Annotated in this window: 26 protein-coding genes and 1 tRNA gene; 12 read left to right on the plus strand and 15 right to left on the minus strand. The window is 67.4% G+C overall.

Features of this window, described 5'->3' with window-relative positions; genetic code table 11:
• The 4 genes from C5C07_RS08775 to C5C07_RS08790 all read right to left on the minus strand — a co-directional run bounded on the left by C5C07_RS08775 (window position 1) and on the right by C5C07_RS08790 (window position 3,268).
• Window positions 1-465 (minus strand): winged helix-turn-helix domain-containing protein, encoded by a 465-nt coding sequence (locus tag C5C07_RS08775; RefSeq protein WP_004976627.1) that lies wholly within the window; start codon window positions 463-465, stop codon window positions 1-3.
• Window positions 466-532: 67 nt separating this feature from the next.
• Window positions 533-1,609: a glutamate--cysteine ligase gene (locus C5C07_RS08780; protein WP_004976625.1), complete on the minus strand. Its 1,077-nt coding sequence runs from the start codon at window positions 1,607-1,609 to the stop codon at window positions 533-535.
• Window positions 1,610-1,766: 157 nt separating this feature from the next.
• Window positions 1,767-2,429 (minus strand): fibrillarin-like rRNA/tRNA 2'-O-methyltransferase, encoded by a 663-nt coding sequence (locus C5C07_RS08785; RefSeq protein WP_004976623.1) that lies wholly within the window; start codon window positions 2,427-2,429, stop codon window positions 1,767-1,769.
• The gene (locus tag C5C07_RS08790; RefSeq protein ID WP_004976622.1) at window positions 2,426-3,268 is read right to left on the minus strand and encodes an NOP5/NOP56 family protein; all 843 of its coding nucleotides are present in this window, start codon (window positions 3,266-3,268) and stop codon (window positions 2,426-2,428) included. Before C5C07_RS08790 ends, C5C07_RS08785 begins: the two co-directional genes overlap by 4 nt.
• Before the next feature lie 112 nt (window positions 3,269-3,380).
• On the opposite strand from C5C07_RS08790, the gene C5C07_RS22210 reads away from it, so the two are divergent.
• The 8 genes from C5C07_RS22210 to C5C07_RS08825 all read left to right on the plus strand — a co-directional run bounded on the left by C5C07_RS22210 (window position 3,381) and on the right by C5C07_RS08825 (window position 7,762).
• A complete protein-coding gene (locus C5C07_RS22210) occupies window positions 3,381-3,515 on the plus strand; it encodes a rubrerythrin-like domain-containing protein (RefSeq protein WP_115804898.1) in 135 nt (44 codons plus the stop codon).
• Window positions 3,512-3,934, plus strand: coding sequence for a hypothetical protein (locus C5C07_RS08800; RefSeq protein WP_004976620.1), 423 nt, complete (start codon window positions 3,512-3,514; stop codon window positions 3,932-3,934). The genes C5C07_RS22210 and C5C07_RS08800 overlap by 4 nt, the downstream gene beginning before the upstream one ends.
• A 39-nt stretch (window positions 3,935-3,973) precedes the next feature.
• Entirely contained in the window at window positions 3,974-4,345 is a 372-nt protein-coding gene (locus C5C07_RS08805; protein ID WP_004976619.1) for a hypothetical protein, read from the plus strand.
• Window positions 4,346-4,462: 117 nt separating this feature from the next.
• Window positions 4,463-5,089, plus strand: a complete 627-nt coding sequence (locus C5C07_RS08810) for a DUF6517 family protein (protein ID WP_004976617.1) — start codon at window positions 4,463-4,465, stop codon at window positions 5,087-5,089.
• 47 nt (window positions 5,090-5,136) lie between these two features.
• The gene (locus tag C5C07_RS21670) at window positions 5,137-5,292 is read left to right on the plus strand and encodes a hypothetical protein (RefSeq protein ID WP_004976613.1); all 156 of its coding nucleotides are present in this window, start codon (window positions 5,137-5,139) and stop codon (window positions 5,290-5,292) included.
• Window positions 5,289-6,272, plus strand: coding sequence for a magnesium/cobalt transporter CorA (gene corA, locus C5C07_RS08815; protein ID WP_004976611.1), 984 nt, complete (start codon window positions 5,289-5,291; stop codon window positions 6,270-6,272). Before C5C07_RS21670 ends, corA begins: the two co-directional genes overlap by 4 nt.
• Before the next feature lie 222 nt (window positions 6,273-6,494).
• The gene (locus C5C07_RS08820; RefSeq protein WP_004976608.1) at window positions 6,495-7,493 is read left to right on the plus strand and encodes a transcription initiation factor IIB family protein; all 999 of its coding nucleotides are present in this window, start codon (window positions 6,495-6,497) and stop codon (window positions 7,491-7,493) included.
• An 89-nt stretch (window positions 7,494-7,582) separates the two neighbouring features.
• Window positions 7,583-7,762: a hypothetical protein gene (locus C5C07_RS08825; protein ID WP_004976607.1), complete on the plus strand. Its 180-nt coding sequence runs from the start codon at window positions 7,583-7,585 to the stop codon at window positions 7,760-7,762.
• A gap of 58 nt (window positions 7,763-7,820) precedes the next feature.
• On the opposite strand, the gene C5C07_RS08830 is transcribed toward C5C07_RS08825, so the two are convergent.
• Window positions 7,821-8,228: a translation initiation factor IF-2 subunit beta gene (locus C5C07_RS08830; protein ID WP_115804899.1), complete on the minus strand. Its 408-nt coding sequence runs from the start codon at window positions 8,226-8,228 to the stop codon at window positions 7,821-7,823.
• A gap of 266 nt (window positions 8,229-8,494) precedes the next feature.
• On the opposite strand from C5C07_RS08830, the gene C5C07_RS08835 reads away from it, so the two are divergent.
• Complete coding sequence (locus tag C5C07_RS08835; RefSeq protein ID WP_004041569.1) at window positions 8,495-8,731, plus strand: UPF0058 family protein; 237 nt, start codon at window positions 8,495-8,497, stop codon at window positions 8,729-8,731.
• A 186-nt stretch (window positions 8,732-8,917) separates the two neighbouring features.
• On the opposite strand, the gene C5C07_RS08840 is transcribed toward C5C07_RS08835, so the two are convergent.
• The 4 genes from C5C07_RS08840 to malQ all read right to left on the minus strand — a co-directional run bounded on the left by C5C07_RS08840 (window position 8,918) and on the right by malQ (window position 12,913).
• Window positions 8,918-9,355, minus strand: coding sequence for a DUF555 domain-containing protein (locus C5C07_RS08840; RefSeq protein WP_004976603.1), 438 nt, complete (start codon window positions 9,353-9,355; stop codon window positions 8,918-8,920).
• A gap of 62 nt (window positions 9,356-9,417) precedes the next feature.
• The gene (locus tag C5C07_RS08845; protein WP_004976600.1) at window positions 9,418-10,332 is read right to left on the minus strand and encodes a DNA-3-methyladenine glycosylase; all 915 of its coding nucleotides are present in this window, start codon (window positions 10,330-10,332) and stop codon (window positions 9,418-9,420) included.
• 79 nt (window positions 10,333-10,411) lie between these two features.
• Window positions 10,412-11,356 (minus strand): mechanosensitive ion channel family protein, encoded by a 945-nt coding sequence (locus C5C07_RS08850; RefSeq protein ID WP_008093663.1) that lies wholly within the window; start codon window positions 11,354-11,356, stop codon window positions 10,412-10,414.
• A 66-nt stretch (window positions 11,357-11,422) separates the two neighbouring features.
• Window positions 11,423-12,913 carry a 4-alpha-glucanotransferase gene (gene malQ / locus C5C07_RS08855; RefSeq protein WP_115804900.1) on the minus strand — a complete coding sequence of 497 codons (1,491 nt, stop codon included), beginning with the start codon at window positions 12,911-12,913 and terminating at the stop codon, window positions 11,423-11,425.
• 206 nt (window positions 12,914-13,119) lie between these two features.
• Here malQ and thrS point away from each other — a divergent pair, with 206 nt between their 5' ends.
• A complete protein-coding gene (gene thrS, locus C5C07_RS08860) occupies window positions 13,120-15,051 on the plus strand; it encodes a threonine--tRNA ligase (RefSeq protein WP_115804901.1) in 1,932 nt (643 codons plus the stop codon).
• Between the two features lie 14 nt (window positions 15,052-15,065).
• Here thrS and C5C07_RS08865 read toward each other — a convergent pair whose 3' ends face one another.
• The 3 genes from C5C07_RS08865 to C5C07_RS08875 all read right to left on the minus strand — a co-directional run bounded on the left by C5C07_RS08865 (window position 15,066) and on the right by C5C07_RS08875 (window position 18,519).
• Complete coding sequence (locus tag C5C07_RS08865; protein WP_050459158.1) at window positions 15,066-16,505, minus strand: alpha/beta hydrolase family protein; 1,440 nt, start codon at window positions 16,503-16,505, stop codon at window positions 15,066-15,068.
• A gap of 170 nt (window positions 16,506-16,675) precedes the next feature.
• Complete coding sequence (locus tag C5C07_RS08870; RefSeq protein ID WP_004976587.1) at window positions 16,676-17,173, minus strand: pyridoxamine 5'-phosphate oxidase family protein; 498 nt, start codon at window positions 17,171-17,173, stop codon at window positions 16,676-16,678.
• A gap of 38 nt (window positions 17,174-17,211) precedes the next feature.
• Window positions 17,212-18,519, minus strand: coding sequence for an MFS transporter (locus tag C5C07_RS08875; protein WP_004976586.1), 1,308 nt, complete (start codon window positions 18,517-18,519; stop codon window positions 17,212-17,214).
• A gap of 118 nt (window positions 18,520-18,637) precedes the next feature.
• Here C5C07_RS08875 and C5C07_RS08880 point away from each other — a divergent pair, with 118 nt between their 5' ends.
• Window positions 18,638-18,889 carry a hypothetical protein gene (locus tag C5C07_RS08880; RefSeq protein WP_049905188.1) on the plus strand — a complete coding sequence of 84 codons (252 nt, stop codon included), beginning with the start codon at window positions 18,638-18,640 and terminating at the stop codon, window positions 18,887-18,889.
• Window position 18,890: 1 nt separating this feature from the next.
• Here the strand turns inward: C5C07_RS08880 and C5C07_RS08885 are convergent, their stop codons facing one another.
• Window positions 18,891-19,121 carry a hypothetical protein gene (locus tag C5C07_RS08885; protein ID WP_004976582.1) on the minus strand — a complete coding sequence of 77 codons (231 nt, stop codon included), beginning with the start codon at window positions 19,119-19,121 and terminating at the stop codon, window positions 18,891-18,893.
• Between the two features lie 256 nt (window positions 19,122-19,377).
• Window positions 19,378-19,451: transfer RNA gene (locus C5C07_RS08890), tRNA-Lys, on the minus strand.
• Between the two features lie 132 nt (window positions 19,452-19,583).
• Here C5C07_RS08890 and C5C07_RS08895 point away from each other — a divergent pair.
• Window positions 19,584-21,041 (plus strand): DHH family phosphoesterase, encoded by a 1,458-nt coding sequence (locus C5C07_RS08895; protein WP_004976579.1) that lies wholly within the window; start codon window positions 19,584-19,586, stop codon window positions 21,039-21,041.
• Window positions 21,042-21,045: 4 nt separating this feature from the next.
• Here the strand turns inward: C5C07_RS08895 and C5C07_RS08900 are convergent, their stop codons facing one another.
• Entirely contained in the window at window positions 21,046-21,339 is a 294-nt protein-coding gene (locus C5C07_RS08900; RefSeq protein ID WP_007274456.1) for a PRC-barrel domain-containing protein, read from the minus strand.
• Window positions 21,340-21,488 lie beyond the last annotated feature (149 nt).

Consider the following 21,488-nt stretch of genomic DNA (forward strand, 5'->3'; position numbering starts at 1 on the left):
CTACTCCTCGCGGACCGTAATCGTGACCGGTTCGGTCTCGTCGGTGCGGTCGGTTCCGAGGTGTCGGTCGAGGTTGAACACGGCGTTCAACTGCTCTTGCACCTGTCCGGAGACGCCCTTCACGAGGTCGCTCGGCGCGATTGCGACGTACTCGTAGGGGTTGTTGCCCGCGCCGGAACTCTTCCGCTTGCGGCGCTCGACCGTCTCGTCGTCGGTGAGTTCGGCCAGCGCCTCCCGAACCGTACTGGGGTAGAGGCCGGTCCCCTCGGCGACTTCCTCGCTCGTCGAGTGGGGGTGCTGTCGGAGGTAGACGTAGATTCGCGCGCGGGTCTCCGTGTCGAGAATCCACGCGAGCAGGTCCACCAACCCGTCGTCGAACTCGGAGACAGCGCAGTCGGCCGCGCCGCCCGAGTGTTCTTCGTCCGTCGACTCCGCGCTCCCCTCTGTGCTCTGGTCCGCAGACATTTGTGCTACGGCAAAGGTCAAAACTGGGGCGCTAAAAAATGTTTCCTGTCGGTCGTCGGCGTGCGACTCAGTCCAGCGTCAAGTGTTCGCACAGGGCGTCGAGCCCGGACTCCTCGTGAATCCGTCGCTGGACGGCGGTGCCGGATTCGGCGTCGAGAAGCGACCGGAGGCCGTCGACGCCGAGGCGGTCGGACTCGCTTTCGACGAACGATTCGAGGCTCACGACGCCCTCGGAATCCGGGGCGACGAAGTCGGTGTCTCGCCCGTAGCGGGTCGCGCGCCACTTGTTCTCGTCGAGGAGTTCCCGACGGACCGTCGTTCCCGATTCGCCGGACTCGTAGCGGTCGGCGAGGTCCAAGACGAGCGCGTGGACGTACTCGACGAAGTCGGCGACGCGCTCGGGGTCGGTCTGGGCGTCGGGGGTTCGGATTTCGACCGTCCCGTGGCCCGTGTGTGGGCGCACGTCGTACCAGAGTTCCCCTCGGTCGTCTATCGAGCCGTACTCGACCATCCGGCGCTCGAAGCGCTGGAAGTCCTCGAAGTCGTCGAAGGCGGTCGGCATGCCGGTGTTCGGGAGGTTCTCGAACACCTTGGCGCGGGCGGAGGCGAGACCGGTATCGAAGCCGTTCCAGAACGGGGAGTTCGCAGAGAGCGCGAGCAGGGGCGCGAGATACCAGCGGAGTTCGTTGGCGACCCAGACGGCCTTGTCGGCGTCGTCGACGCCGACGTGGACGTGCAGGCCGGCGGTCGTGTTCCGGTGTTGCGGGTACTGGATTCGGTCGAGTTGCGCCTGATACCGGGGCTTCGTCGCGTGGTCGAGTTCGCGCCACTTGGCGGCGGGGTGGAGCCCGGCCGCGGCGATGCGGTAGCCGTGGTTCGCGGCGTGGTCGACGAGCGCCTCGCGGACCGTCTCGACGGCCGCGCCGGCCTCGTCGGGGACCTCGATGAGCGGCGTCTGCGTCTCGATAGTGAACTTGAACAGCTCGTGGTCGAGCCGTCCGGCGAGCGGTTCCGGAGGCTCCGGTCCGTAGACTAAGTCGTCGATGCCCGAGGTGGGGCGGCCGTCGGCATCGACGATGTAGAATTCCTCTTCGACGCCGAGCGTCCCCATTCGGTCGAAGGCGTCCGCCGACCCTAGTTCCATCGCAACGGCGTAAGTTGCGCCGAATTAAAAACACCGTGGGAGCCGGCGAACGCGTCGCACGACCGCGGGCAAGCGAATCGGACGATAGTGACGGTCGAAAATCAGGTCTCTCGGAACGGTCGTCAGACGGAGCGATGACGGTGACGCCGCCGCCCGTCTACTTCGGGCGGGCGACGATACCGAGGTGGTCGGCGTGGAAGCGGTCGAGACGGGCTGTGTCGAGGATTTCGTACGCGGATTCCAGTTCGGCGACCACGTCGTCGAACACGTCGTCCGGCTCGGCGGTCACGTCCTCGCTCCGCGCCTTGACGGCCATCAGGAGCCGACCGTCGTCCGCGAGGAACTGTCGGTTGCGGACGGCGACGGTCGCCTGCCCGCGGGTCGCCACGTCCATGACGAGGCAATCGATGCCGGATTCGACCACGTGCGCGTATGATTCGGGGTCGCGCGCGTCCTTCAGGAGCGGGAAGAGATTGGTGCGGTCCTCGGCGACGCCGACGAGGTCGCGGACGGGTCGCGGCGCGAACTCCACGGCGTAGGTCGGCCCGGCGAAGTCGGCGACGTGCGAGACGGTCGTTCCCGAGGCGGCCCCGAGATAGAGGACCGACTCGTCGCCGACGAGACCCGTGTCCATCCCGAGTTCGAGCATCGCGCCGAGCTTCGAGCGCCCGGCGTCCCACGCGCGCCAGCCCTCGGCGTCCACGGGTTCGCCGTAGACCTGCGCGCCCCGGGTCGAGAGGCGCTCGCGGCCGCCGAACGTCCGGCGCTCGACGCCTTCGGGGAGGTCGGCCTCGGCCCCGGCGGCGGAGTCGTCGCTCATTCGTCGGCCTCCTCGTCGGCGCGGGCGCGAATCGTCGCCATCCGGTCGGCGAGTTCGTCGTGCAGGTCCGGCCGGTAGTCGCCCGAGTAGTGGTCGATGCGCGCGGCGATAGAGAGCTTCCCGGCGAGCGCGCGGGCGGCCGACCCGCGGTCCTGCGGGCGCGTCCCGCGGACGTACTCGTGAGTGAAGATGACGCCGTGTTTGGGCGACGTGGCGCGACCCTTCAGGTGCGCGAAGAGGGCGTCTTCGGCCCCGAGCACCTGGACCGTTCCGCTCGGTTTCTTGGCGAGGCTTTCGAGGCCGCCCGCAAGCGCGATGAGCCGCGCCGCGAGGACGGGCCCGGCCATCTCGGCGAGGTTCGGCGCGGTCGTGGGCGCGCGCTCCTCGATGAACGCCCGGAGGTCGTCGCGCTCGTCGAGCAGGTCCACCGCGCGGGTGGCGTAGGAGACGACGCGCTCTTCGGCGGCGGTCTTCGGGTCGCGGGCGGCGATGTCGCGGACGCCGTCGAGGCCGCGCGGGACGTCCTCGTAGAGCGTGCCGGCCCACTCGACGACCCGCTCGGCGAGTTCGTTCGCGGTCCGTTCGGCGTCGTCCATCGCGCGCACGGCGTGGGCGAGTTGCACGTCGTCGGCGCGCTCGCGCTCCGCGACGGCCTCGCTGGCGGCGGCGAGCGTCGCCGAGCGAAGCTTGGCGTAGTAGTCGGTGTCGTCGGCGGCGAACCCGGCGTCGACGGCCTCGGCCGGCCAATCGGCGGGGGCGGAGGCGCGGCCCGTTCGGACTCGCGTCGCCCCGGATTCGGGGTCGTCGGGGTCCGCGCCGGCGAACCATGCGTCTGTCATACTGGCGGATTGCGCCCCGTTCGGGTAAAAGGACACGGACCCGCGGGCGCGGTTCGGCGCTCGCGGCATACTGTGGTAAGTTTTAACACACCATGTCTCGTACGAATGCTCGATGGAACGCGCTTCGTACGTCTGTCGTGAGTGTCAAACGACCGTGAGCGCCGCGTCGTACCGTTCGACCTGCCCCGAGTGCAGCGGTGAGCTTCGGCCCACGTCGGTGACGAGCCGCCGACGCGCCGGAGATTGAACGACGCGCGCGGGTCGTCCGACCCGAGCGCCGTCCGCTCGCTCGCAGTCACGACCGACGACCTCGTGACCGCCCTCGAGGCGAACCGCCGGGGCGACGACCCAGTCGTTCTTCGCGTCACCCCGCCGTTCTACGGGCGGATGCGGGCGCGAATTCACCGCACCGGCGGCGAGGCCTCGGACTACGCCGACCCCGAGCCGATACACCTCGACCCGCGGGTCTTCGTCGCCGACGACGCCCCCGCGTACCCCGAACCCGACGAGACGCGCCCCGAGCCGTACGAGGTCGAAACGCACCACGAGCGCCACACCGAGGCGGTCCGAGCGTGGCGCTCGGCGGTCCGCGAGCACCTCTGCGAGGCCGTCGCCCTCCCGACGGACGACGGCCCGCACGAGGTCGACGTCAAGTACCTCGGCTGAGCGAACCACTTTTTTCCCCGCGGGGCACACCGTAGCGACATGAGCACCGACGAGTACCGCCGCGGGACGGCGGTCGAGCGCGAGCGTCAGCAGAAACAGCGCCCGGCGCGCGGCCGCTACCGCGGGGTGTTGCCGGTCATTTACGCCATCGGGTTCGTCATGTTCACCGGCGTCTCGCTGTACATCGGGCCGGAGCCGGCGTTCGCAGTCTACCTCGTCACCCACGTCTTCTACGCGGGCCTCATCCGCGCGGACATCAAGTCGCTCCGCGGGCAGGGCATCGGCTGGGGCGCGTCGCGGCACCTCTGGTTCGGCGCGGCGTTCGCGCTCCCGTTCGTCGCGCCCGCCTACTACCTCTACAGCGGCCGCGTGATTCGCCGCGAAAACGAGTCGCGGAACCTCGACGACTGAGGCGAAAACCCGCGGACCGCTCGGAGAGGTCGCGTCGAGGGTGCGGCGGCCCGGCCACCGAACTTATGCCCGGCGAGGGGAAATGGCGGGGCAATGACTTCCAGACGCGTAGTCGCGGTGCTCGCGCTCGCCGCGCTCGTGCTCACGAGCGGCTGTATCGGCTTTCTGACGGGCGAGGAGACGCTGACGTTCGAATCCGAACCGGCCACGACGGACGCGACCGTCGCCGAGAACGCCGGCTACGAGACGAACGGGACCGAGACGTTCGCAGTGAACCGCACGCTCTCGTTCGGCGGACAGGAGCGTAAAATCGCCGCCAGCAACCACATCACGACGTACGAGAAGACGCTGGACCTCGGCTTCTTCGGCGAGGCCAAACTCGGCTCGTTCAGCGTCATCTCGACGCCCGCGGTCGAGGTCGCCGGCCAGCCCCGGAACCCCATCGGCGACTACTCGAACGACGACCTCATCCGCCTCGTGGACAACCGGTATCAGGGCCTCAGCGACGTCCAGCAGGTCAGTTCGCGGAACGTCCAGATGCTCGGGCAGACGACCAACGTCACGAAGTACAGCGCCACCGCGCGGTTCGGCGGCCAGGAAGTCGACGTGTACGTCCACGTGACGAAAGTCCAGCACAACGAGGACTTCGTCATCGCAATCGGGCTGTACCCCCAACAGCTCGACGGCGAGGAGGAGAACGTCCTCGAACTGATTCGGTCGGTCGAACACCCGTCTGAAGCGTAAGCCGCCTCGGGCGAGCCTTTTTCTCGTCGCCGCGGGTCGGTGGTTTCATGACTCGCGTACGGACCGCAGGTATCGCGGTGACGGCGCTCGGCGTCGTCGGCTACGGCGTCGGGTCGCTCGTTGCCTACCCGGGCCGGGCGTTCTCGGTGACGGCCGTCATGGTCGGCATCACGCTCTGGGCAATCGGGGGTGACGTGCGGTGATTTCGGCGCTCGTCTACGGCGACGACGGCGTGTCGGCCTACGAGGAGACCGCGTTGGACGCGGCGCGCGACGCCGACGGGACCACGTGGGTCCGCGCGACCGCCGCGGAGGAGTTCGAGCGCGTCGCCGAGGCGTTCGGCGTCCACCCGCTTTCGGTCGAGGACGTTCGGAACGACGCCCGCCCGAAGGCCGAGGAGTACGACGACTACACGTTCGTCGTCGTCCGGGTGGCGACGCTCCGCGCCGGCGAACAGGTGTTCGAAGAGGAGGTCCAGACCAGACCCGTGGGACTCTGCTTCGGCGACGACTGGCTCGTGACGCTGACGCGCCGGGAGTTAGAGCCGATAAACTACGTGTGGAACGCCATCGAGCGGGAGGAGCCCCGGATGCTCCGGTTCGGGCCGGACTTCGTGGCCTACCGCGTCATCGACCGCATCGTCGACGAGTACTTCGGCCTGTTGGACGAGGTCGGCGAGGAGATAGAACTCATCGAGGACATCATCCTCGAGGGGCCCGACCCGGAGGTGCTCGAAGGGCTGAACGCGGTCCGGCGCGACCTGCTGTCGTTCCGAAAGACCGTGTGGCCGACGCGGGAGGCGGTCGGCGTGCTCTCCCGCGGCGACCCCGACTACGTCCGCGAGTCGACGGAGAAGTACTACCGCGACGTGTACGACCACCTCGTCGAGTTGGTCGACCTCACGGAGACGTACCGCGACCTCGCGCGCGGCGCGCGGGACATCTACCTCAACACGCTCTCGCAGTCGACGAACGAGGTGATGAAGACGCTCACCGTCGTCGCGACCATCATCCTCCCGCTCACGCTCGTCGTCGGCATCTACGGCATGAACTTCGACCCCGGCGCGTCGGCGTTCAACATGCCCGAACTCGGCTGGGCCTACGGCTATCCGGCGACGATGCTCGGCATGGCGCTCGTCTCCGTCGTCCTGCTCGTCTACTTCCGACGGGAGAGCTGGCTCTGAGCGACGAAAGAGATATACTACCCGATTGCTCACGTCTGGCGCTCGGTTCGCGTCGGCGAGGTGACGACAGAGCGGCTACATCGTGCGATTGACCCGCATGACTTCGGCGAAAGGTTTATATGCTTTTCGGACTTACTGATGGTAAGGCCAGTCCAAGCCGGATTATTCTTTCGTCTTCTGTGGTCTTCCCGGCCGAGACGTATCCGCGCCTTCCACCCCACCATGAGCGACACCATAACCACCCGAACCTACAGTACCGACGCAAAGGCCAGGGACGTCCGTCCCCGCGAGTCCGAGCGAGACGAAAAACAGCAGGACGAAGCGCAGGTCTGCCCCGAGTGTAGCGGCCACCTCGTCACCGACGAGGAACACGGCGAGACGATTTGCGAGGACTGCGGCCTCGTCGTCGAGGACACCGTGGTCGACCGCGGCCCGGAGTGGCGCGCGTTCGACTCCGCAGAGCGCGACAGCAAGTCCCGCGTCGGCGCGCCGACGACGAAGATGATGCACGACAAGGGGCTGTCGACCAACATCGGCTGGCAGAACAAGGACGCCTACGGCAAGTCCCTCTCGCCGCGCCAGCGCGAGCAGATGCAGCGGCTCCGCACGTGGAACGAGCGGTTCCGCACCCGCGACTCCAAGGAGCGCAACCTCAAGCAGGCGCTCGGCGAAATCGACCGCATGGCCTCGGCCCTCGGTCTCCCGGAGAACGTCCGCGAGACCGCCTCGGTCATCTACCGCCGCGCGCTCAACGACGACCTGCTCCCCGGCCGCTCCATCGAGGGCGTCGCCACCGCGGCGCTGTACGCGTCGGCCCGGATGGCGGGCACTCCCCGCTCGCTCGACGAACTGGAGAAGGTCTCGCGCGTCGATAAGATGGAACTCACCCGGACGTACCGCTACGTCGTCCGCGAGCTAAAACTCGAAATCAAGCCCGCCGACCCCGAGCAGTACGTCCCGCGGTTCGCCAGCGAACTCGGCCTCTCCGACGAGGCCGAGCGGCAGGCCCGCAAGCTCCTCCGCGACGCGAAGGAGACGGGTATCCACTCCGGCAAGTCGCCGGTCGGCCTCGCCGCCGCCGCCGTCTACGCCGCCGCCCTCCTCACCAACGAGAAGGTGACCCAAAGCGAGGTCTCGACGGTCGCGGACATCTCCGAGGTCACCATCCGCAACCGCTACAAGGAGCTGCTCGAAGTCCAAGACGGTACCCTGTTCGCGTAAACGCTCGGTGGGCTCGGTGGCCCGCACTTTTTCTCGGTCGTGCCAAACCGTAACAACATTTATCCGCACCCCCGAAGCATATACGGGGTATGGTTGAAGCGTTCGTCCGACTCTTGTGCCCCGAATGTGGAAAGGACTGGGAGACGAATCCGACCGACCTCCCCGCTCACCGCGACAACTACTCGTGTCAGGGATGCGGCGCGACGCGGCGCACGGCCGAGTTCATGCGGACGGAGCGCGACCTCCAGACGCTCAAACAGTTCGAGTAGCGAGGAGCGAGAGAGGGGTCGCCGCACGACCGGGGCGGCCCCGGCTGGCGTTCGTTTTTTAGATGTCGGGAATCGCCGAGAGCGCGCCGCACGCGTCGCACTTCAACACCTCGGCACCCTGTTCGGTGACGAGTTTCGTGTCCGGAGACCCGCACTCGCTACACAGCACGAACGACTCGACGTACTCGTCGAGCGCGTCGGCGATGCGGCGCTGGCGGAACTCGCCGGTAAAGCGCGCGCGGCCCCTGTCGTCGATCTGGGCGCTCGTCCCCAACTCCGTCTGGAAGAACTTCAGCACGTGCGCCGCCTCGCGCGCGAGGCGGTCGTGGGTCGCCGCGAAGTTCTCGTAGACCGTGACGTTCCCCTCCTGGCGGACCGTCGGCTCCGGAACGCTGAAGCGGTCGCCACCTTCCGCGACGTCCGGCGACTCCGAGAGCGCGCGGTCCAGTTGGTCGTCGTAGTCCATGCGCGACAGTACGCACACGCCGGGGTAAAATTCTCACGACCCCCGGCGCGCGCGACCGGCGCTCGGCGCGCGCCCTACATAGCTATATAAACCACTCGTGAGATTCCGCCGACGCTCGCTATCGAGGAGCGAAACAACAAACGAATTGAAAACGTTCGAACACGAAATTTCCGCTGAGACCCCCATAATCGGCGGTTTAAGGGAGTCGGATGCTAACGTGACTCAAGATAATACTATATCCCTCCGGTCTCAAGCCGTGGTTGCTCATGAAGAAGCAGGAACTCATCCACCTGCACGGTCTGCTCGCAGAAGTCCACACCCAGATTGAGGCCTGGGAGGACGAGGAAATCAGTCTCGTCGAGTACAACGAACTCGGCGTACGACCGACATCCATCCACAAGTCCAAAACGGACCACAAAGCAGCCGTGTTTAAACTGGCGAAAGGAATCACCGGAGCGATGCGCGAGGCAGAACCAGAGCCGCTCGCACCGCAAGCCGACTGAACCGAGAAAAGAAACGCGTTCTCCTCTACGACCCTACACATCCGAGAGCGACCGCGCCGTTCTCTCGCGCGACGACGCTCCCGAGCGACCGCCGTGCCGAGCTAATTGGATGAGTTCCACGCGCGGGTAGAAACAACAGTCGGGCGGGGCCGGGACGACGACGCGACGACGCGGGACGCGACGGCCTCAGCGGTCGTCGACGAGGTCGTCGAAGTCGACGAGCGCGTCGTCGTCCGAAGCGCCGGTCTCGGCGCGGGTGTCGCCCTCGCCGTCCGTCTCGACCGAATCGTCGTCGACTCGTTCGACCGACAGCACCTTCAGCGGGATATTTTCGAGGCGTTGGCCGATCTCCTTGCGGGCGATGCGCGAGGCGTGTTCCTCCTGTTCGACGTTGAAGACGGTCATCTCCAGTTCGAGGGCGACGAGCGCCTCGTCCGCGGCGATGAACGCGGGGGGGAGTTCCTCGCCGCCGGGCGAGGTCCGAGAGCCCATGTTAATCTCGACGTACTTCAGGTCGGGATTGAGCATCTCGCCGGTCTTCGAGATGGCGATACGAATCGCCTCGTCGACGGTTTCCACGTCGTACACCGGGACCGCGGCCTCGACGACGACTCTGCAGTCCATGGTTACGATGAGGTTGTGTGCCGAAGGGTATCAACCTTCTTGCCACTCCGTCTCGCGCCCGCTCACTCCCCGCCAGAGCGGAGGTGGTGGAAGACGTACGTCTGGGTGTAGCCGGCGTAGCGACCGCCGAGGCGCTCGCGGATGGCCCGCGAGGTGTCGGCGTAGTTCCCCCGGTCGCAGTCGGGGTAGTGCTCCTCGATGGCCGACCGAATCCACGTGTCCAGCGGGACGGCTTCGAGGTAGTCGAGCGAAAACAGCAGGACGCAGTCCGCGACCTTGTCGCCGACGCCGACGAACGTCGTCAGGAAGTCGCGGGCGTCCTCGTAGTCGCGGCCGCGGGCCTCGGCGGGCGTCGCCTCGCCCGTGGCGACCATCTCGGCCGTCCGCCGGACGTAGGGCGCGCGGTAGCCGAGGCTGAGGTCGCGGAGTTCGTCTTCGGTGGCCTCGGCCAGTCGCTCGGGCGTCGGGTACGCGAAGTACGTCTCGCCGTCGAACTCCACGCGCTCGCCGTAGGTCTCTCTGAGCCGCGACTGCATCCCGAAGATGCGCGAGACGCGCATCTGCGCCGAGCAGATGAACGAGACGAGACAGCCGAACGGCGGGTCGCGGACGAGTCGCATGCCCGGGTACGCCTCGTAGGCCCGCCGGACCAGCGGTTCGTCTGGCATCTCCGAGACGATGGCGTCGAGGTCGTCGTCGAGGCGGAGCAGGTGGGTGAGAAGCGGGACGGCGTCGAGGTTCGACTCCCACTCCAGCGCGCCGTCGGTCTGGCGGACCCTGACGACGGCCGACTCGTCGGCGACGCCGTCGAGCGGCGGGACGACCGTCTGGTACCACGCGTCGCCGCCGTGGGCCGCGTCGCGCTCGTACATCCGGCCGTCGGGGCGGTCCCAGAGGTACGACTGGCCGCTCTCCAGCGTCGATTGGAGGTCGAACGCTCCGTCGAGGCTCGCGAGGTCGATAACACCCGTTTCCATCGCTTCGACGTTGGGCGCGGGGGATTTGCGGGTTTCGATGCCGGCGCGCCGCGTCGCGCCACGTCGAGCCGCGTCGCGCTCAGCGGTTTCGGCTCACCGGGAAACTGACGCGGTCGGGGTGGTCGCCCAGCCGGTCGAGGATGCGCTCGTAGAGCCGGTTTTTGACGCGCTGGGCGCGGGTCGGCGGGACGAGCACGCGGAGTCGGAAGACGACCCACGACTCCTCCTGTGCGACGTTGACGGTCGGGCCGCCGGCCACGTCGAGGTCCAGCGGCGACTCGGCGAGCCTGGCCCGGTAGCGTTTCATCGCGGCGTCCATGTCGTCGCCGAGTTCCTCGTCGGCCACGTCCAAGAGGAGTTGGCGGACGAACGGGAGGTCCGTCTCGTAGGACACCTGCACCGGTACCTCGGTCCAGACGCGGTCGAACAGCGCGCCGTAGTTGACGACCTCGGACGAGAGGACGAGCGAGTTCGGGACGGTGACGGTCCGGCCGGACGGCTGGTTCGACGCGAGGGTGCCGCCGGTCTCCCAGAGCGTCGTGACGAGGAAGTCGACCTCGGCCACGTCGCCGGAGACCGAGCCGATGTTGACGCGGTCGCCGACCGCGTACGGTCGCTTCGCGAGGATGTAGAACCAGCCGATGAAGGAGAGAATCGGCTGTTGGAGCGCGAAGGTGACGGCGAAGCCGATGACGCCGAACGAGACCAACAGGCCGAGCCACTGCTCCGTGAACGCCCCGAGGACGCCGACGAGCGCGACCCCGCCGAGCGTGAGTCGGAGGACGTTCCGAACGTCGTGGGCCCGGCGGCGGTCGGCGATGCGCCCGACGAAGAACGCGGCGAGAAACCGGTAGACGCCGTAGGCGACGAGCGCGACCGCGGCGGCGGACAGCCCCTTCGAGAGGAGCAGGTCGGCGTTGGGCACGTCGAAGTCCGAAAGGGGGGTCGTCGCGCGGACGAGCGCCGAGAGAACCGCAGCGATGAGCCCGGCGGCGAACGCGCCGAGGCCGAGGCGGCGAGACATACCGTTGCCGTCGGGTGGGCGACTGAAAAAGGTGTAGTCGAACCGAGCCGAGGGTCGGCGGCGGCCTCAGTTGCGGATGTGGAGGTCCGTGAGGTTCGCGAGGCGGTCGGCGACGCCGTCGTCGAGGCCCTCGCGGGTGACGCGCCACTCCCAGTTTCCGGTCTGCGTGCCGGGCGTGTTGAACCGGGCGTCGGAGCCGAGTCCGAGGAGGTCCTGCGTCGTCGTGAACGCGAGGACGGACGCGGAGTTCCAGACGGCGTCGATGATGGACCAGTGAATCTCCGAGCCGTCCGCGCCGATGTTGTAGTGGAGACAGTCGCGGGTGCGGTCGTCGAGGTCGCGGTAGTAGCCGACGAACGTGTCGGTGTCGTGGGTCGAGGTGTAGGCGACGGAGTTCTCCGGGTAGTGCATCGGCTGGTACATGTCGCCCTCGCTGCACCAGTCGGCGTACTGCGGGACGCGCATGCCGGGGAAGGCGAACCGGTCGCGGAGGTCCACGAGCGAGGCGTCGAGGAAGCCGAGGTCCTCGACGATGAAGGGGAGGTCGCCCAGTTCGCGCTCGACCGTCTCGAAGAAGTCGTGGCCGGGGGCGTCGCGCCACTCGCCGTTTCCGGGGTCGTCGGAGTCGGCGTCGATGGCCCAGAACTCGTCGAAGCCTTTGAAGTGGTCGATGCGGGTCACGTCCACGAGGTCGAACAGGCGGCGGAGGCGGTCGAGCCACCAGCCGTAGCCGTCCTCGCGGAGCGTCTCCCAGTCGTACAGCGGGTTCCCCCAGCGCTGGCCGGAGTCGTTCGGGTTCGGCGGGACGCCGGCGACGACGGCGGGTTCGTTCGACTCGGTGAGGTCGAACGCCTCGGGCGCGGCCCACACGTCTGCGCTGTCGAGCGCGACGTAGATGGGGAGGTCGCCAACGAGGGTGACGCCCTTCTCGTCGGCGTAGTCGGCGAGGGCGCGCCACTGCTCGTCGAAGCAGAACTGGACGAACTCGCGGTAGCGAATCTCGTCGGCGTACTCCTCGCGGGCGTCGGCGAGCGCGTCGGGGTCGCGGGTCTTCAACTCGGTCGGCCAGTCTATCCACGCCCGCCGAAACTCGTCTTTGAGGGCGGCGAACAGCGCGTAGTCTTCGAGCCACCCGGCCTCGCGCTCGCGGAAGGCGTCGAGGGCGGCGCGGTCGTCCTCGGCGGCCTCGGCCTCGAAGCGGTCGAAGGCGGTGCGGAGCCGCGAGCGCTTGTACTCGCCGACGCGCTCGTAGTCGACCGCGTGGGGGTCGAAGTCGGGAACGGGTTCGAGGTCGTCCTCGGTGAGCCAACCGCGCTTTACGAGGTCCGTGAGGTCGATGAGAAGCGGATTGCCGGCGAACGAGGAGTTCGATTGATACGGCGAGTTCGCCATGGCCGGCTCCGTCGGCCCGAGGGGGCAGAACTGCCACATCGACTGTTCGGCGTCGGAGAGGAAGTCAACGAAGGCGCGGGCGCCGTCGCCGAGGTCGCCGATGCCGTGGGGCCCCGGGACCGAGGTGACGTGCATGAACACCCCGCTCTGTCGAGAAAGTCGCATACCCACAGGGTCCGCGTGCGACCCAATTGGTACTTTGGGTCGAAACAGCGGGCCGACGAGGAGACCGCGAGCGCGGGGACGGGGCCACGTCGGACCGCCGACTCACTCTCTGTCGTGCTAGCAAACAGCACGAAATCGGTCGCGAGCGGGCGTCGCTCGCGCTCGTCTCAACAACACTTATTCTCCCCCGTCCGTTCCGTGCGCGTATGAGTGATATCGCTGTCATCCTCCCCGACGGGACGGAACTCTCCGTCGAGGAGGGTGCGACGGTGCGAGACGCCGCGTTCGCAATCGGCCCCGGCCTCGGCAAGGACACCGTCGCCGGCGTCGTCGATGGCGAACTCGTGGACAAGGAGACGCCGCTCCACGACGGCGCGGACCTCGTCATCGTCACCGACCAGTCCGACGAGTATCTCGACGTGCTTCGCCACTCGGCGGCCCACGTCTTCGCGCAGGCCCTCCAGCGGCTCCACCCCGAGGCCAAACTGACCATCGGCCCGTGGACGGACGACGGCTTCTACTACGACGTGACGAGCGTCGACCTCGAACAGGAGGACCTCGAAGCCATCGAAGACGAGATGCGCGACATCATCGAGGAGGACCTCGACATCGAGCGCGTCCTCGTCGACCGCGAGGAGGCCCTCGAAAAGTACGCCGACAACCCCTACAAGCGCGACATCCTCGAGGACGAGGCCGCCGGCGACGACGAGCTGTCGTTCTACCAGCAGGGCGAGTTCGAGGACCTCTGTAAGGGCCCGCACGTCGAATCGACGGACGAAATCGGCGCGGTCAAACTGCTGAACATCTCCGCGGCCTACTGGCGCGGCGACGAGGAAAACGACACGCTGACCCGGGTCTACGGCACGGCGTTCGAGTCCGAGTCCGACCTCGAAGCGTTCCTCGACATGCGCGAGGAGGCCAAGGAGCGCGACCACCGGAAGCTCGGACAGGAACTGAACCTGTTCGCCATCGACGAGACGACCGGACCGGGCCTGCCGCTGTACCAGCCGAACGGCAAGCGCATCCTCGACGAGCTCGCGGACTACGCGAAGCAACTCAACCTCGACGCGGGCTACGACCCCGTGGAAACGCCCCACCTGTTCCGGACGGAGCTGTGGAAGAAGTCGGGCCACTACGAGAACTACGTCGACGACATGTTCCTCCTCGACGTGAACGACGAGGAGTACGGCCTGAAGCCGATGAACTGCCCCGGCCACGCGACCATCTTCGACCAGCAGTCGTGGTCCTACCGCGACCTGCCGGTGCGCTACTTCGAGGACGGGAAGGTCTACCGGAAGGAACAGCGCGGCGAGCTGTCGGGCCTCTCGCGCGTCTGGTCCTTTACCATCGACGACGGCCACCTGTTCGTCCGCCCCGACCAGATAGAAGACGAGATCAACCTCATCATCGACAACATCCTGACGGTCTTCGACACGTTCGGGCTCGACGCCGAAGTCGCGCTCGCGACGCGGCCCGAGAAGTCCGTCGGGAGCGACGAAATCTGGGAGCAGGCGGAGACGCAGCTCCGCGCGGTCCTCGACGACAGCGGCATCGACTACGGCATCGAGGCCGGCGACGGCGCGTTCTACGGCCCGAAAATCGACTTCGCGTTCAAGGACGCCCTCGGTCGCAAGTGGGACGGCCCGACGGTCCAGCTCGACTTCAACATGCCCGACCGCTTCGACCTGACGTACACGGGCGAGGACAACGAGGACCACCAGCCGGTGATGATTCACCGCGCGCTCTACGGCAGCTACGAGCGCTTCTTCATGGTGCTCATCGAGCACTTCAACGGCAAGTTCCCGTTCTGGCTCGCGCCCGAGCAGGTCCGCATCCTGCCCATCTCGGACGACCAGATGGGCTACGCGAAGAAGCTCCAGTACGAACTCGGCGACTTCCGGGTCGACATCGAGGACCGCTCGTGGACGCTCGGCCGGAAGATTCGCGAGGCCCAGACCGACCGCGTCCCGTACATGGTCATCGTCGGCGGCGACGAGGAAGAAGACGGGACCATCTCCGTCCGCGACCGCAAGGAGCGCGAGGCCAAGGACGTGAGCGTCGAGGCGTTCCGCGACCACCTCCGGAGCGAGTACGACGAAAAGCGCCCCGAGCCCGACTTCCTCGCCGACGCGGAGTGAGGAACGCGGCCGACTCAGGCAGTAACTGATTTTCTGTTCCGGCGGTTCCGCGCCGCCGCGTCCAACTCTCGCCGGACCGTCGTCCGGAACGACTCGTCTCTGATGAGGTTCGCGAGCACGCCGAAGTGTCCGCAGTCCCACTCGCGGCGGTTCGGCCTCGGGACGCCCCACTCGTCGAGGAGCCCGCGGGCCGTGGACGCGGGAGCCATCTCGTCGCGGGTCCCGACGAACGGGAAGACGCGTTCGGGCGCGAGACACGGGTCTTTGGGCGGATTCAACAGCGGCGCGAACTCGTGGAGCGCCTCGCCGGTCCAGCCGGCCGCGTCGAGGGCGGCGTCGATGTCGAGCAGTTTCGTGAGGCCGCCAGCGAGGAGCGTCTGGTCGATTGCGCCGGGCATCCCCGCGGGAAACAGCAGGTCGGGGCGCATCGATTCGGGCCAGTCGCCGCACCGACCGCCGACGTGGAGCGCGACGGTTCCGCCGAGGCTGACGCCGCCGACGCCGACGGCCGGCGCGCCCTCGGTCCGCGCCCAGTCGGTGAGGACGGCGGTCTCCAGCGCGGCCGCCGAGTAGAGCGTGAACAGGCCGACGGGCGCGCGGGCGATGTAGGGCTCGCCGCTGTATCGACCGAGTAGCTCGCGCCGGCCGTGCCACGGCGCGTCGGGGAGGACGACCCGGTACCCCTCGGGGGCGAGCGCGCGGGCGACGTACTCCTCTTCGGGCCAGTAGGTGAGTTGGTCGTCGAACATCCCCCAGCCGGAGTGGAAGACGAGCGTCGGCAGGTCGTCGGCGGCGTCGACGGGTTCGTACACCCGCGCGGTCGCCCGGTCGCTGAGATGCGGCGACGGTGAGCGGAAGCGAAGCAGATACTCGACGGTTCCCGGCCCGCGAACCGTCGCAGAGCGCTCGACGCGGGGGAACTCCTCGGCCGCGCTGGATTCGGCGAAGCCGTACAGTCGCTCGGGTTCGGCGAGTTCGTGGTGCCAGCGGGTCCGCGCGTCCTCGGGCGAGGGCGTCTCGAACTTCACCGGCGGCACGAGGTGTTCCTTCGGGAGGAAGCCGAAGATGTCGGTCGGCTTGGCCCGCCGTTCCGACACCTCGCGGCGCTCGCGCTCGACGGCGACGCGCTCGTCGGGCGTCGACTCGGCGTCGCCCCAGAAGACGCTGTCCCAACGTTCCATCGTTTCGTCGTACGCGCCGCGGAGGCGGGCGTACTGCGCGAGGGCGCGTTCGATTCGGTCGTGGAGGTGCGGTGCCGGCGGCGAGCCGACTTCGCGGAGGTACGCTTCCGGGCCCTCCGAGAGCGCGACGTCGGCCGCGGCGCGAGCGCGGACGACGCCGAACTCGCGGGGGAGCGAGCGAGTCTTGAACGCCTCGAACGGGCGCGAGGTCAACAATCGGCCGGCGGGCGAGGTGAGCAACCGGTGTACCGCCGGGGTTTCGAGGTGGTCCATGCAGTGTGATACGAGTGACACGATAATGACCCTAGGCCCGCATGTCAGGGAGTGAGAACGGCCGGAGTGGTACCGGGACCGGCCTCTCGAACTACTAAATCAAATAGCGCGATATGAAATCCGATTCGCGGGGAAAACAGACGAATCGAAGCGGAACGAGACGACGGCGCTCAGGCCGAATCGAACCGCCACCGCGTCGCGTCGGCGGGAAAACCGGACCACGCCAGCACGCGCTCGGGTCGAATCCGAAACACCGGCGTCCCGTGGCGAATCCCGTACTTCGCCTCGTAGGCGTCGTCGACGCGGGTGAGCGTGGCGTCGTCGGCGGTCTCCTCGTCCAGTCGCTCGGCGACGCCTTCGAGGATGACTACGTCGGTCCCGCTTTCGGTGTGGACCGCGAGGCGCGGGTCGCGCGCGAGGTTCCTGACCCATCTGGTTCGCTCGCCGCCGCCGCAGTGGAACGCGCCGTCGACCCAGACGCCCCAGACCGGGCGGGCGTGCGGTCGGCCGTCGGGGCGGGTGGTCGTGACCCAGAACACCTCGTCGTCGGCGAACGCGGTCTCGACGACGCGCCACTCCAAGAGCCCCGCTTCCGATTCGGGGATGCCGTAACTCGGTTCGGTCACCGGGCGGTCGCGGGTCGTCGCGGGCGGCGCGTCGTCGGGCATGAGAGAAAGAGGGGCCGCGAGAGAGTAAGCGCTGAGCCCTACCACGTCGTGAGCGCGTCGGTCCCGTGGGACCACGTCAGAGCGGCGAGGAAGGCGAGGACGCCGGTGATGGCCGACGCGCCGCCGACGAAGAACACCCACTCCATGCCGACTTCGGCCATGAGGTAGCCGCCGAGGAGGGGCGCGACGACGCTGCCGGGCCGCCAGAGGAGTTCGCGGATACCGAAGCTACTGGCGACCCCCGCGCCGCCGGAACCCTCGTCGGCGAACAACGCCATGCTGGCCGGTTCGCGGAGGCTGTCGGCGACGCCGAGCAAGCCGGCGAGACCGACGAGCGGGAGGAACGCGGGCGAAAGCGGACCGAGGAAGGGGAAGGCGGCAGGGAGCGCGAGCGCCTCGCCGACCGCGGGCGAGAAGGGGACGGCGAGCGCGATGAGGCCGTAGAGGCCGCCGCCGACGAAGACGAACCGCGCCCGGCCGTACGAATCGGAGATGCGCCCGGTGTACGGCTGACAGAGCATGTTGGTGAACTTCTCGGCGACGACGGTTGCGGCGACGGCGATGCCGCCGTATTCGAGGCCACCGGAGGCCGCGGAAACGCCGGCGTAGATGGGGACCCACGTCCGGACGAGCGTGACCGCGACGGCGTACTGGACGCGGAACGTCGCCATCGTCAGGATGCGCTCGTTGAGCGCGAGGTCCGTGAACGGAAAGCCGTGGACGCGGGTCTCGTCCGGCGGGAGAAACACCCAGATGGCGACGACGGCGATGGTCAGGAGAATCGTGATGACGATGAAGATGGGCGTGAAGCCGAACAGGTCGTAGAGGATACCGGCGCTGATGCTCCCGAGGATGGAGGCCGCGAAGCGGGCGGCGTTCGCCTTCCCGATGTGGTTCGCGCGCGTTCCCTCGCGGGCGAGTTCGCCGACGAGCGCGAGCGACATCAGCCCCGCGCCGGTGACGGCGACGCCCTGTGCGGCTCGGACGAGAATAAACGAGAGACTGGAGTCGACGAGCGGGAACGCGGCGTAGACGACCGCACCGAGGCCGACCGTCCCCGCGAGCACGAGACGTTTGTCGTAGCGGTCGCCGGCCCACGACAAGGGCACGACGGCGACGGTCTGGGCGAGCGTGAAGCCGGTGGTGAACATCCCGATGACGAAGCCGCGAGAGAGGGAGAAGCCGCCGAGCGCGAGTCCGCCGAGCGCGAGTTCGGGGACGGCGACCGCACCCGGGTCGAGTTCGTTGATGTACTTCGGGAGGAGGGTGACGAGCGTAATAAAGCCGAAGCCGCCGGCGAACCGAGTGAGATACAGCGTCCAAAACCTGAGACGGGTGCGGTCCATGGGCTGTGTGCGGCTAACCGGCGAAAAGAAGTTCCGGAACCGGCCGTCGACGAAGCTGACCTAAAGCCCCCGGATAACGGTGGTGAGCTTTATCCTTCACGGCGAGAGACATATTACCATGGAACTGGTGGATGGTGAAACGGTGGCGAGAGGTGTGGAGACGCGCCTCATCCGAGTGGAACGGGAGATGAACGACCACGGGGCGATGACCGTCCGCGTGGCCGAAACCGGAGAGCTCCGCACCGTGGTGGCGTGTGCGACCTCCGACCTTCGGGCCCGACTGGCCTCGGCGACGGTAGGGTCGGAGTTCCCGTTACGGCTCGCGCCCTCGCCGGGCCGCGGGAACTCGTGGGTCGCACTCGGGCGCTGAGTCAGGAATCGAACAGGAGTTTTGCGCCGACCGCGAGGCCGCCGAAGAGCGTCACGAGCACCGCGCCGGCGACGACGTCGGCCCCGAACAACACACCGAAGTCCGGGGTGAGCGCGGCGACGAACCGGTCGGGGTCGAAGCGCTCCCCGACGCCCGTAGCCAGCCCGAAGACGACGGCGACGAGAAGCGTGATGAAGACGAGGACCAGTTCGGTCCTGTCGCTCTGGTTCATACTCGGTAGCGTTCGGAGCGGGACATAAAACACCCGAGGGTGGCGAGCGAGTCGGGGAGCCGACACGAACGGCCGAGCCGGAGCCCCGACTGCCGGAGTAAGTCTGGGATGAAGGAATGGGCCGGACGCGATTTGAACTCCACTCTCTCCGCTCACTTCGTTCGCTTCGCTCCCTAGTTCAAATCGCACAGTCCACGTGGGCACACACTGAAAGCCCAGCCGCTCTCTGGGGACTGTGATTCCATCGGAAAGGTAGTGGGCCGGACGCGATTTGAACACGCGACCGTCTGATTAAGAGTCAGACGCTCTGCCTAACTGAGCTACCGGCCCTTGCAATCTCTCGTAACTGCCGGTAGGTAAAATGACTTTCCTTTCTGTACGACGACGGGAGGGACGCACACGCACGAAACAACGGACAAACGGTGGGTGTTAAGTGGCGGCCGACCGGAGTAGCGGGCAACGATGAGCGCAGGGGTCAGCATTTCCTCGATGTCTACGTACGCGATACTCGGCTGTGGGAGCGTCGGGCACGCGGTAGCCGAGGAACTGACAGACGAGGGAAAAGACGTCCTCATCCTCGACAAGGACGAAAGCCGCGTCGAAGCCTTGCGCGACCAGGACTTGAACGCGCAGACGACGGACATCACCGACCCGGAACTGGCCGGCGCCGTCACCGGACGCGACGTGATTCTCATCCTCTCGTCGGACGTCGAGGCCAACAAAGCCGCCGTCTCGACCATCCGCGACCGCGGCGAAGACCAGTTCATCGTCGTCCGCGCGTCGGACCCCGTCTCCGAGGACGAACTGACGAAACTCGGTGCCGACGTGGTCATCAACCCCTCCGAGGTCATCGCCGACTCGGCGCTCCGGAGCGTCGAGTCCGGCGAACTCGAATACAAGGCCCGCCAACTGGCCGACCTCCTGCGCGACACCGACCACGGGATGGCCATCCTCACCCACGACAACCCCGACCCCGACTCGCTCGCGTCGGCGGTCGCCTTACAGGCCATCGCCCGCGAATACGACGTCGAGGCCGACATCCTCTATTCGGGCGACATGGGCCACCAGGAGAACCGGGCGTTCGTGAACATCCTCGGCATCGAACTCACCCCGCGGGCCGACTCGAAGCCGCTCGAAGAGTACGGCGCGGTCGCGCTCGTCGACCACATGAAGTCGGGAATGCCCGACCTCGGTGACGCCGATATCACGGTCTTCATCGACCACTTCGAGCCCGACGACGGCATCGACGCCCGCTTTACCGACGTGCGGCCGAACGTCTCTTCGACCTCGACGATTCTCACGAAGTACATCCAGGAGTTCGACCTCAGCCCGTCGCAGGCGGTGGCAACGGCACTCCTCTACGGCATCCGCGCCGAGACGCTCGACTTCAAGCGCGATACGACGCCCGCGGACCTGACCGCCGCGGCGTACCTCTACCCCTTCGCCGACCACGACACGCTGGAGAAGGTCGAGTCGCCGTCGATGTCGCCCGAGACGCTGGACGTGCTCGCCGAGGCCATCCAGAACCGCGACGTGCAGGGCTCGCACCTCGTCTCGAACGCGGGGTTCATCCGCGACCGCGACGCGCTGACGCAGGCGGCCCAACACCTCCTCAACCTGGAGGGCATCACCACGACCGCCGTCTTCGGCATCGCCGACGACACCATCTACCTCGCGGCGCGGTCGAAGGACATCCGGATGAACATCGGGAAGATTCTGAGCGACGCCTTCACCGGCATCGGCGAGGCCGGCGGCCACTCCACGCAGGGGTCCGTCGAGATTCCGCTCGGCATCTTCACGGGCATCGAATCCAACGACGACAACCGCGACACGCTCCTCCAACTCACCGAGGAAGCGGTAAAGCGCAAGCTCTTCCGTGCGATGGGCGTGGAGGGCGGCGAGAGCGGAAACGGAAGCTAGAACGTCAGACGACGAGCGACTCTTCGTCTTCTTCGGGATTCTTCAGGCGCTCGATGACGTCGTTGATGAGGATGACGTCGCCGACGGCGCGGACCCACCGATACGGGATGAGAACGCCCTTCCCGGGTTCGATTTGATTGCGGAACAGTTCGTCGTTCAGCGCCGTCAACGCGAGACCGGTGACCGTCTCGTGGTCCAGGTCGAGGCGGACGTCTTCGACTTCGCCGACGAACACACCGTTGTTCGAGTAGACCTCCCGGCCTACGAGCGTCGTAATCTCTTCGGGCGTCCCGTCCATATCCGCCAACATGGGATGCCGGGTCTTAATTGTTCGTAGCCCGCGGCTCGGGGCGCAGACACGCGGCAGACGGGCGTCCGACGCCGGCGGGAAATCGCCGGATGGAGTCGTGATATTCAGTTGAAAGAAGACGTTCGAGCCGTCGCGGG

Source organism: Haloferax sp. Atlit-4N, assembly GCF_003383025.1.
Lineage (GTDB): Archaea > Halobacteriota > Halobacteria > Halobacteriales > Haloferacaceae > Haloferax > Haloferax gibbonsii.

Bases quoted from the DNA above. Each gene is read 5' to 3' on its own strand.
- C5C07_RS08775 (WP_004976627.1), bottom strand. From the start codon at position 465: ATGTCTGCGGACCAGAGCACAGAGGGGAGCGCGGAGTCGACGGACGAA.
- C5C07_RS08780 (WP_004976625.1), bottom strand. From the start codon at position 1,609: ATGGAACTAGGGTCGGCGGACGCCTTCGACCGAATGGGGACGCTCGGC.
- C5C07_RS08785 (WP_004976623.1), bottom strand. From the start codon at position 2,429: ATGAGCGACGACTCCGCCGCCGGGGCCGAGGCCGACCTCCCCGAAGGC.
- C5C07_RS08790 (WP_004976622.1), bottom strand. From the start codon at position 3,268: ATGACAGACGCATGGTTCGCCGGCGCGGACCCCGACGACCCCGAATCC.
- C5C07_RS22210 (WP_115804898.1), top strand. From the start codon at position 3,381: ATGGAACGCGCTTCGTACGTCTGTCGTGAGTGTCAAACGACCGTGAGC.
- C5C07_RS08805 (WP_004976619.1), top strand. From the start codon at position 3,974: ATGAGCACCGACGAGTACCGCCGCGGGACGGCGGTCGAGCGCGAGCGT.
- C5C07_RS21670 (WP_004976613.1), top strand. From the start codon at position 5,137: ATGACTCGCGTACGGACCGCAGGTATCGCGGTGACGGCGCTCGGCGTC.
- C5C07_RS08820 (WP_004976608.1), top strand. From the start codon at position 6,495: ATGAGCGACACCATAACCACCCGAACCTACAGTACCGACGCAAAGGCC.
- C5C07_RS08825 (WP_004976607.1), top strand. From the start codon at position 7,583: ATGGTTGAAGCGTTCGTCCGACTCTTGTGCCCCGAATGTGGAAAGGAC.
- C5C07_RS08830 (WP_115804899.1), bottom strand. From the start codon at position 8,228: ATGGACTACGACGACCAACTGGACCGCGCGCTCTCGGAGTCGCCGGAC.
- C5C07_RS08835 (WP_004041569.1), top strand. From the start codon at position 8,495: ATGAAGAAGCAGGAACTCATCCACCTGCACGGTCTGCTCGCAGAAGTC.
- C5C07_RS08840 (WP_004976603.1), bottom strand. From the start codon at position 9,355: ATGGACTGCAGAGTCGTCGTCGAGGCCGCGGTCCCGGTGTACGACGTG.
- C5C07_RS08845 (WP_004976600.1), bottom strand. From the start codon at position 10,332: ATGGAAACGGGTGTTATCGACCTCGCGAGCCTCGACGGAGCGTTCGAC.
- C5C07_RS08850 (WP_008093663.1), bottom strand. From the start codon at position 11,356: ATGTCTCGCCGCCTCGGCCTCGGCGCGTTCGCCGCCGGGCTCATCGCT.
- malQ (WP_115804900.1), bottom strand. From the start codon at position 12,913: ATGCGACTTTCTCGACAGAGCGGGGTGTTCATGCACGTCACCTCGGTC.
- thrS (WP_115804901.1), top strand. From the start codon at position 13,120: ATGAGTGATATCGCTGTCATCCTCCCCGACGGGACGGAACTCTCCGTC.
- C5C07_RS08865 (WP_050459158.1), bottom strand. From the start codon at position 16,505: ATGGACCACCTCGAAACCCCGGCGGTACACCGGTTGCTCACCTCGCCC.
- C5C07_RS08870 (WP_004976587.1), bottom strand. From the start codon at position 17,173: ATGCCCGACGACGCGCCGCCCGCGACGACCCGCGACCGCCCGGTGACC.
- C5C07_RS08875 (WP_004976586.1), bottom strand. From the start codon at position 18,519: ATGGACCGCACCCGTCTCAGGTTTTGGACGCTGTATCTCACTCGGTTC.
- C5C07_RS08880 (WP_049905188.1), top strand. From the start codon at position 18,638: ATGGAACTGGTGGATGGTGAAACGGTGGCGAGAGGTGTGGAGACGCGC.
- C5C07_RS08885 (WP_004976582.1), bottom strand. From the start codon at position 19,121: ATGAACCAGAGCGACAGGACCGAACTGGTCCTCGTCTTCATCACGCTT.
- C5C07_RS08895 (WP_004976579.1), top strand. From the start codon at position 19,584: ATGAGCGCAGGGGTCAGCATTTCCTCGATGTCTACGTACGCGATACTC.
- C5C07_RS08900 (WP_007274456.1), bottom strand. From the start codon at position 21,339: ATGGACGGGACGCCCGAAGAGATTACGACGCTCGTAGGCCGGGAGGTC.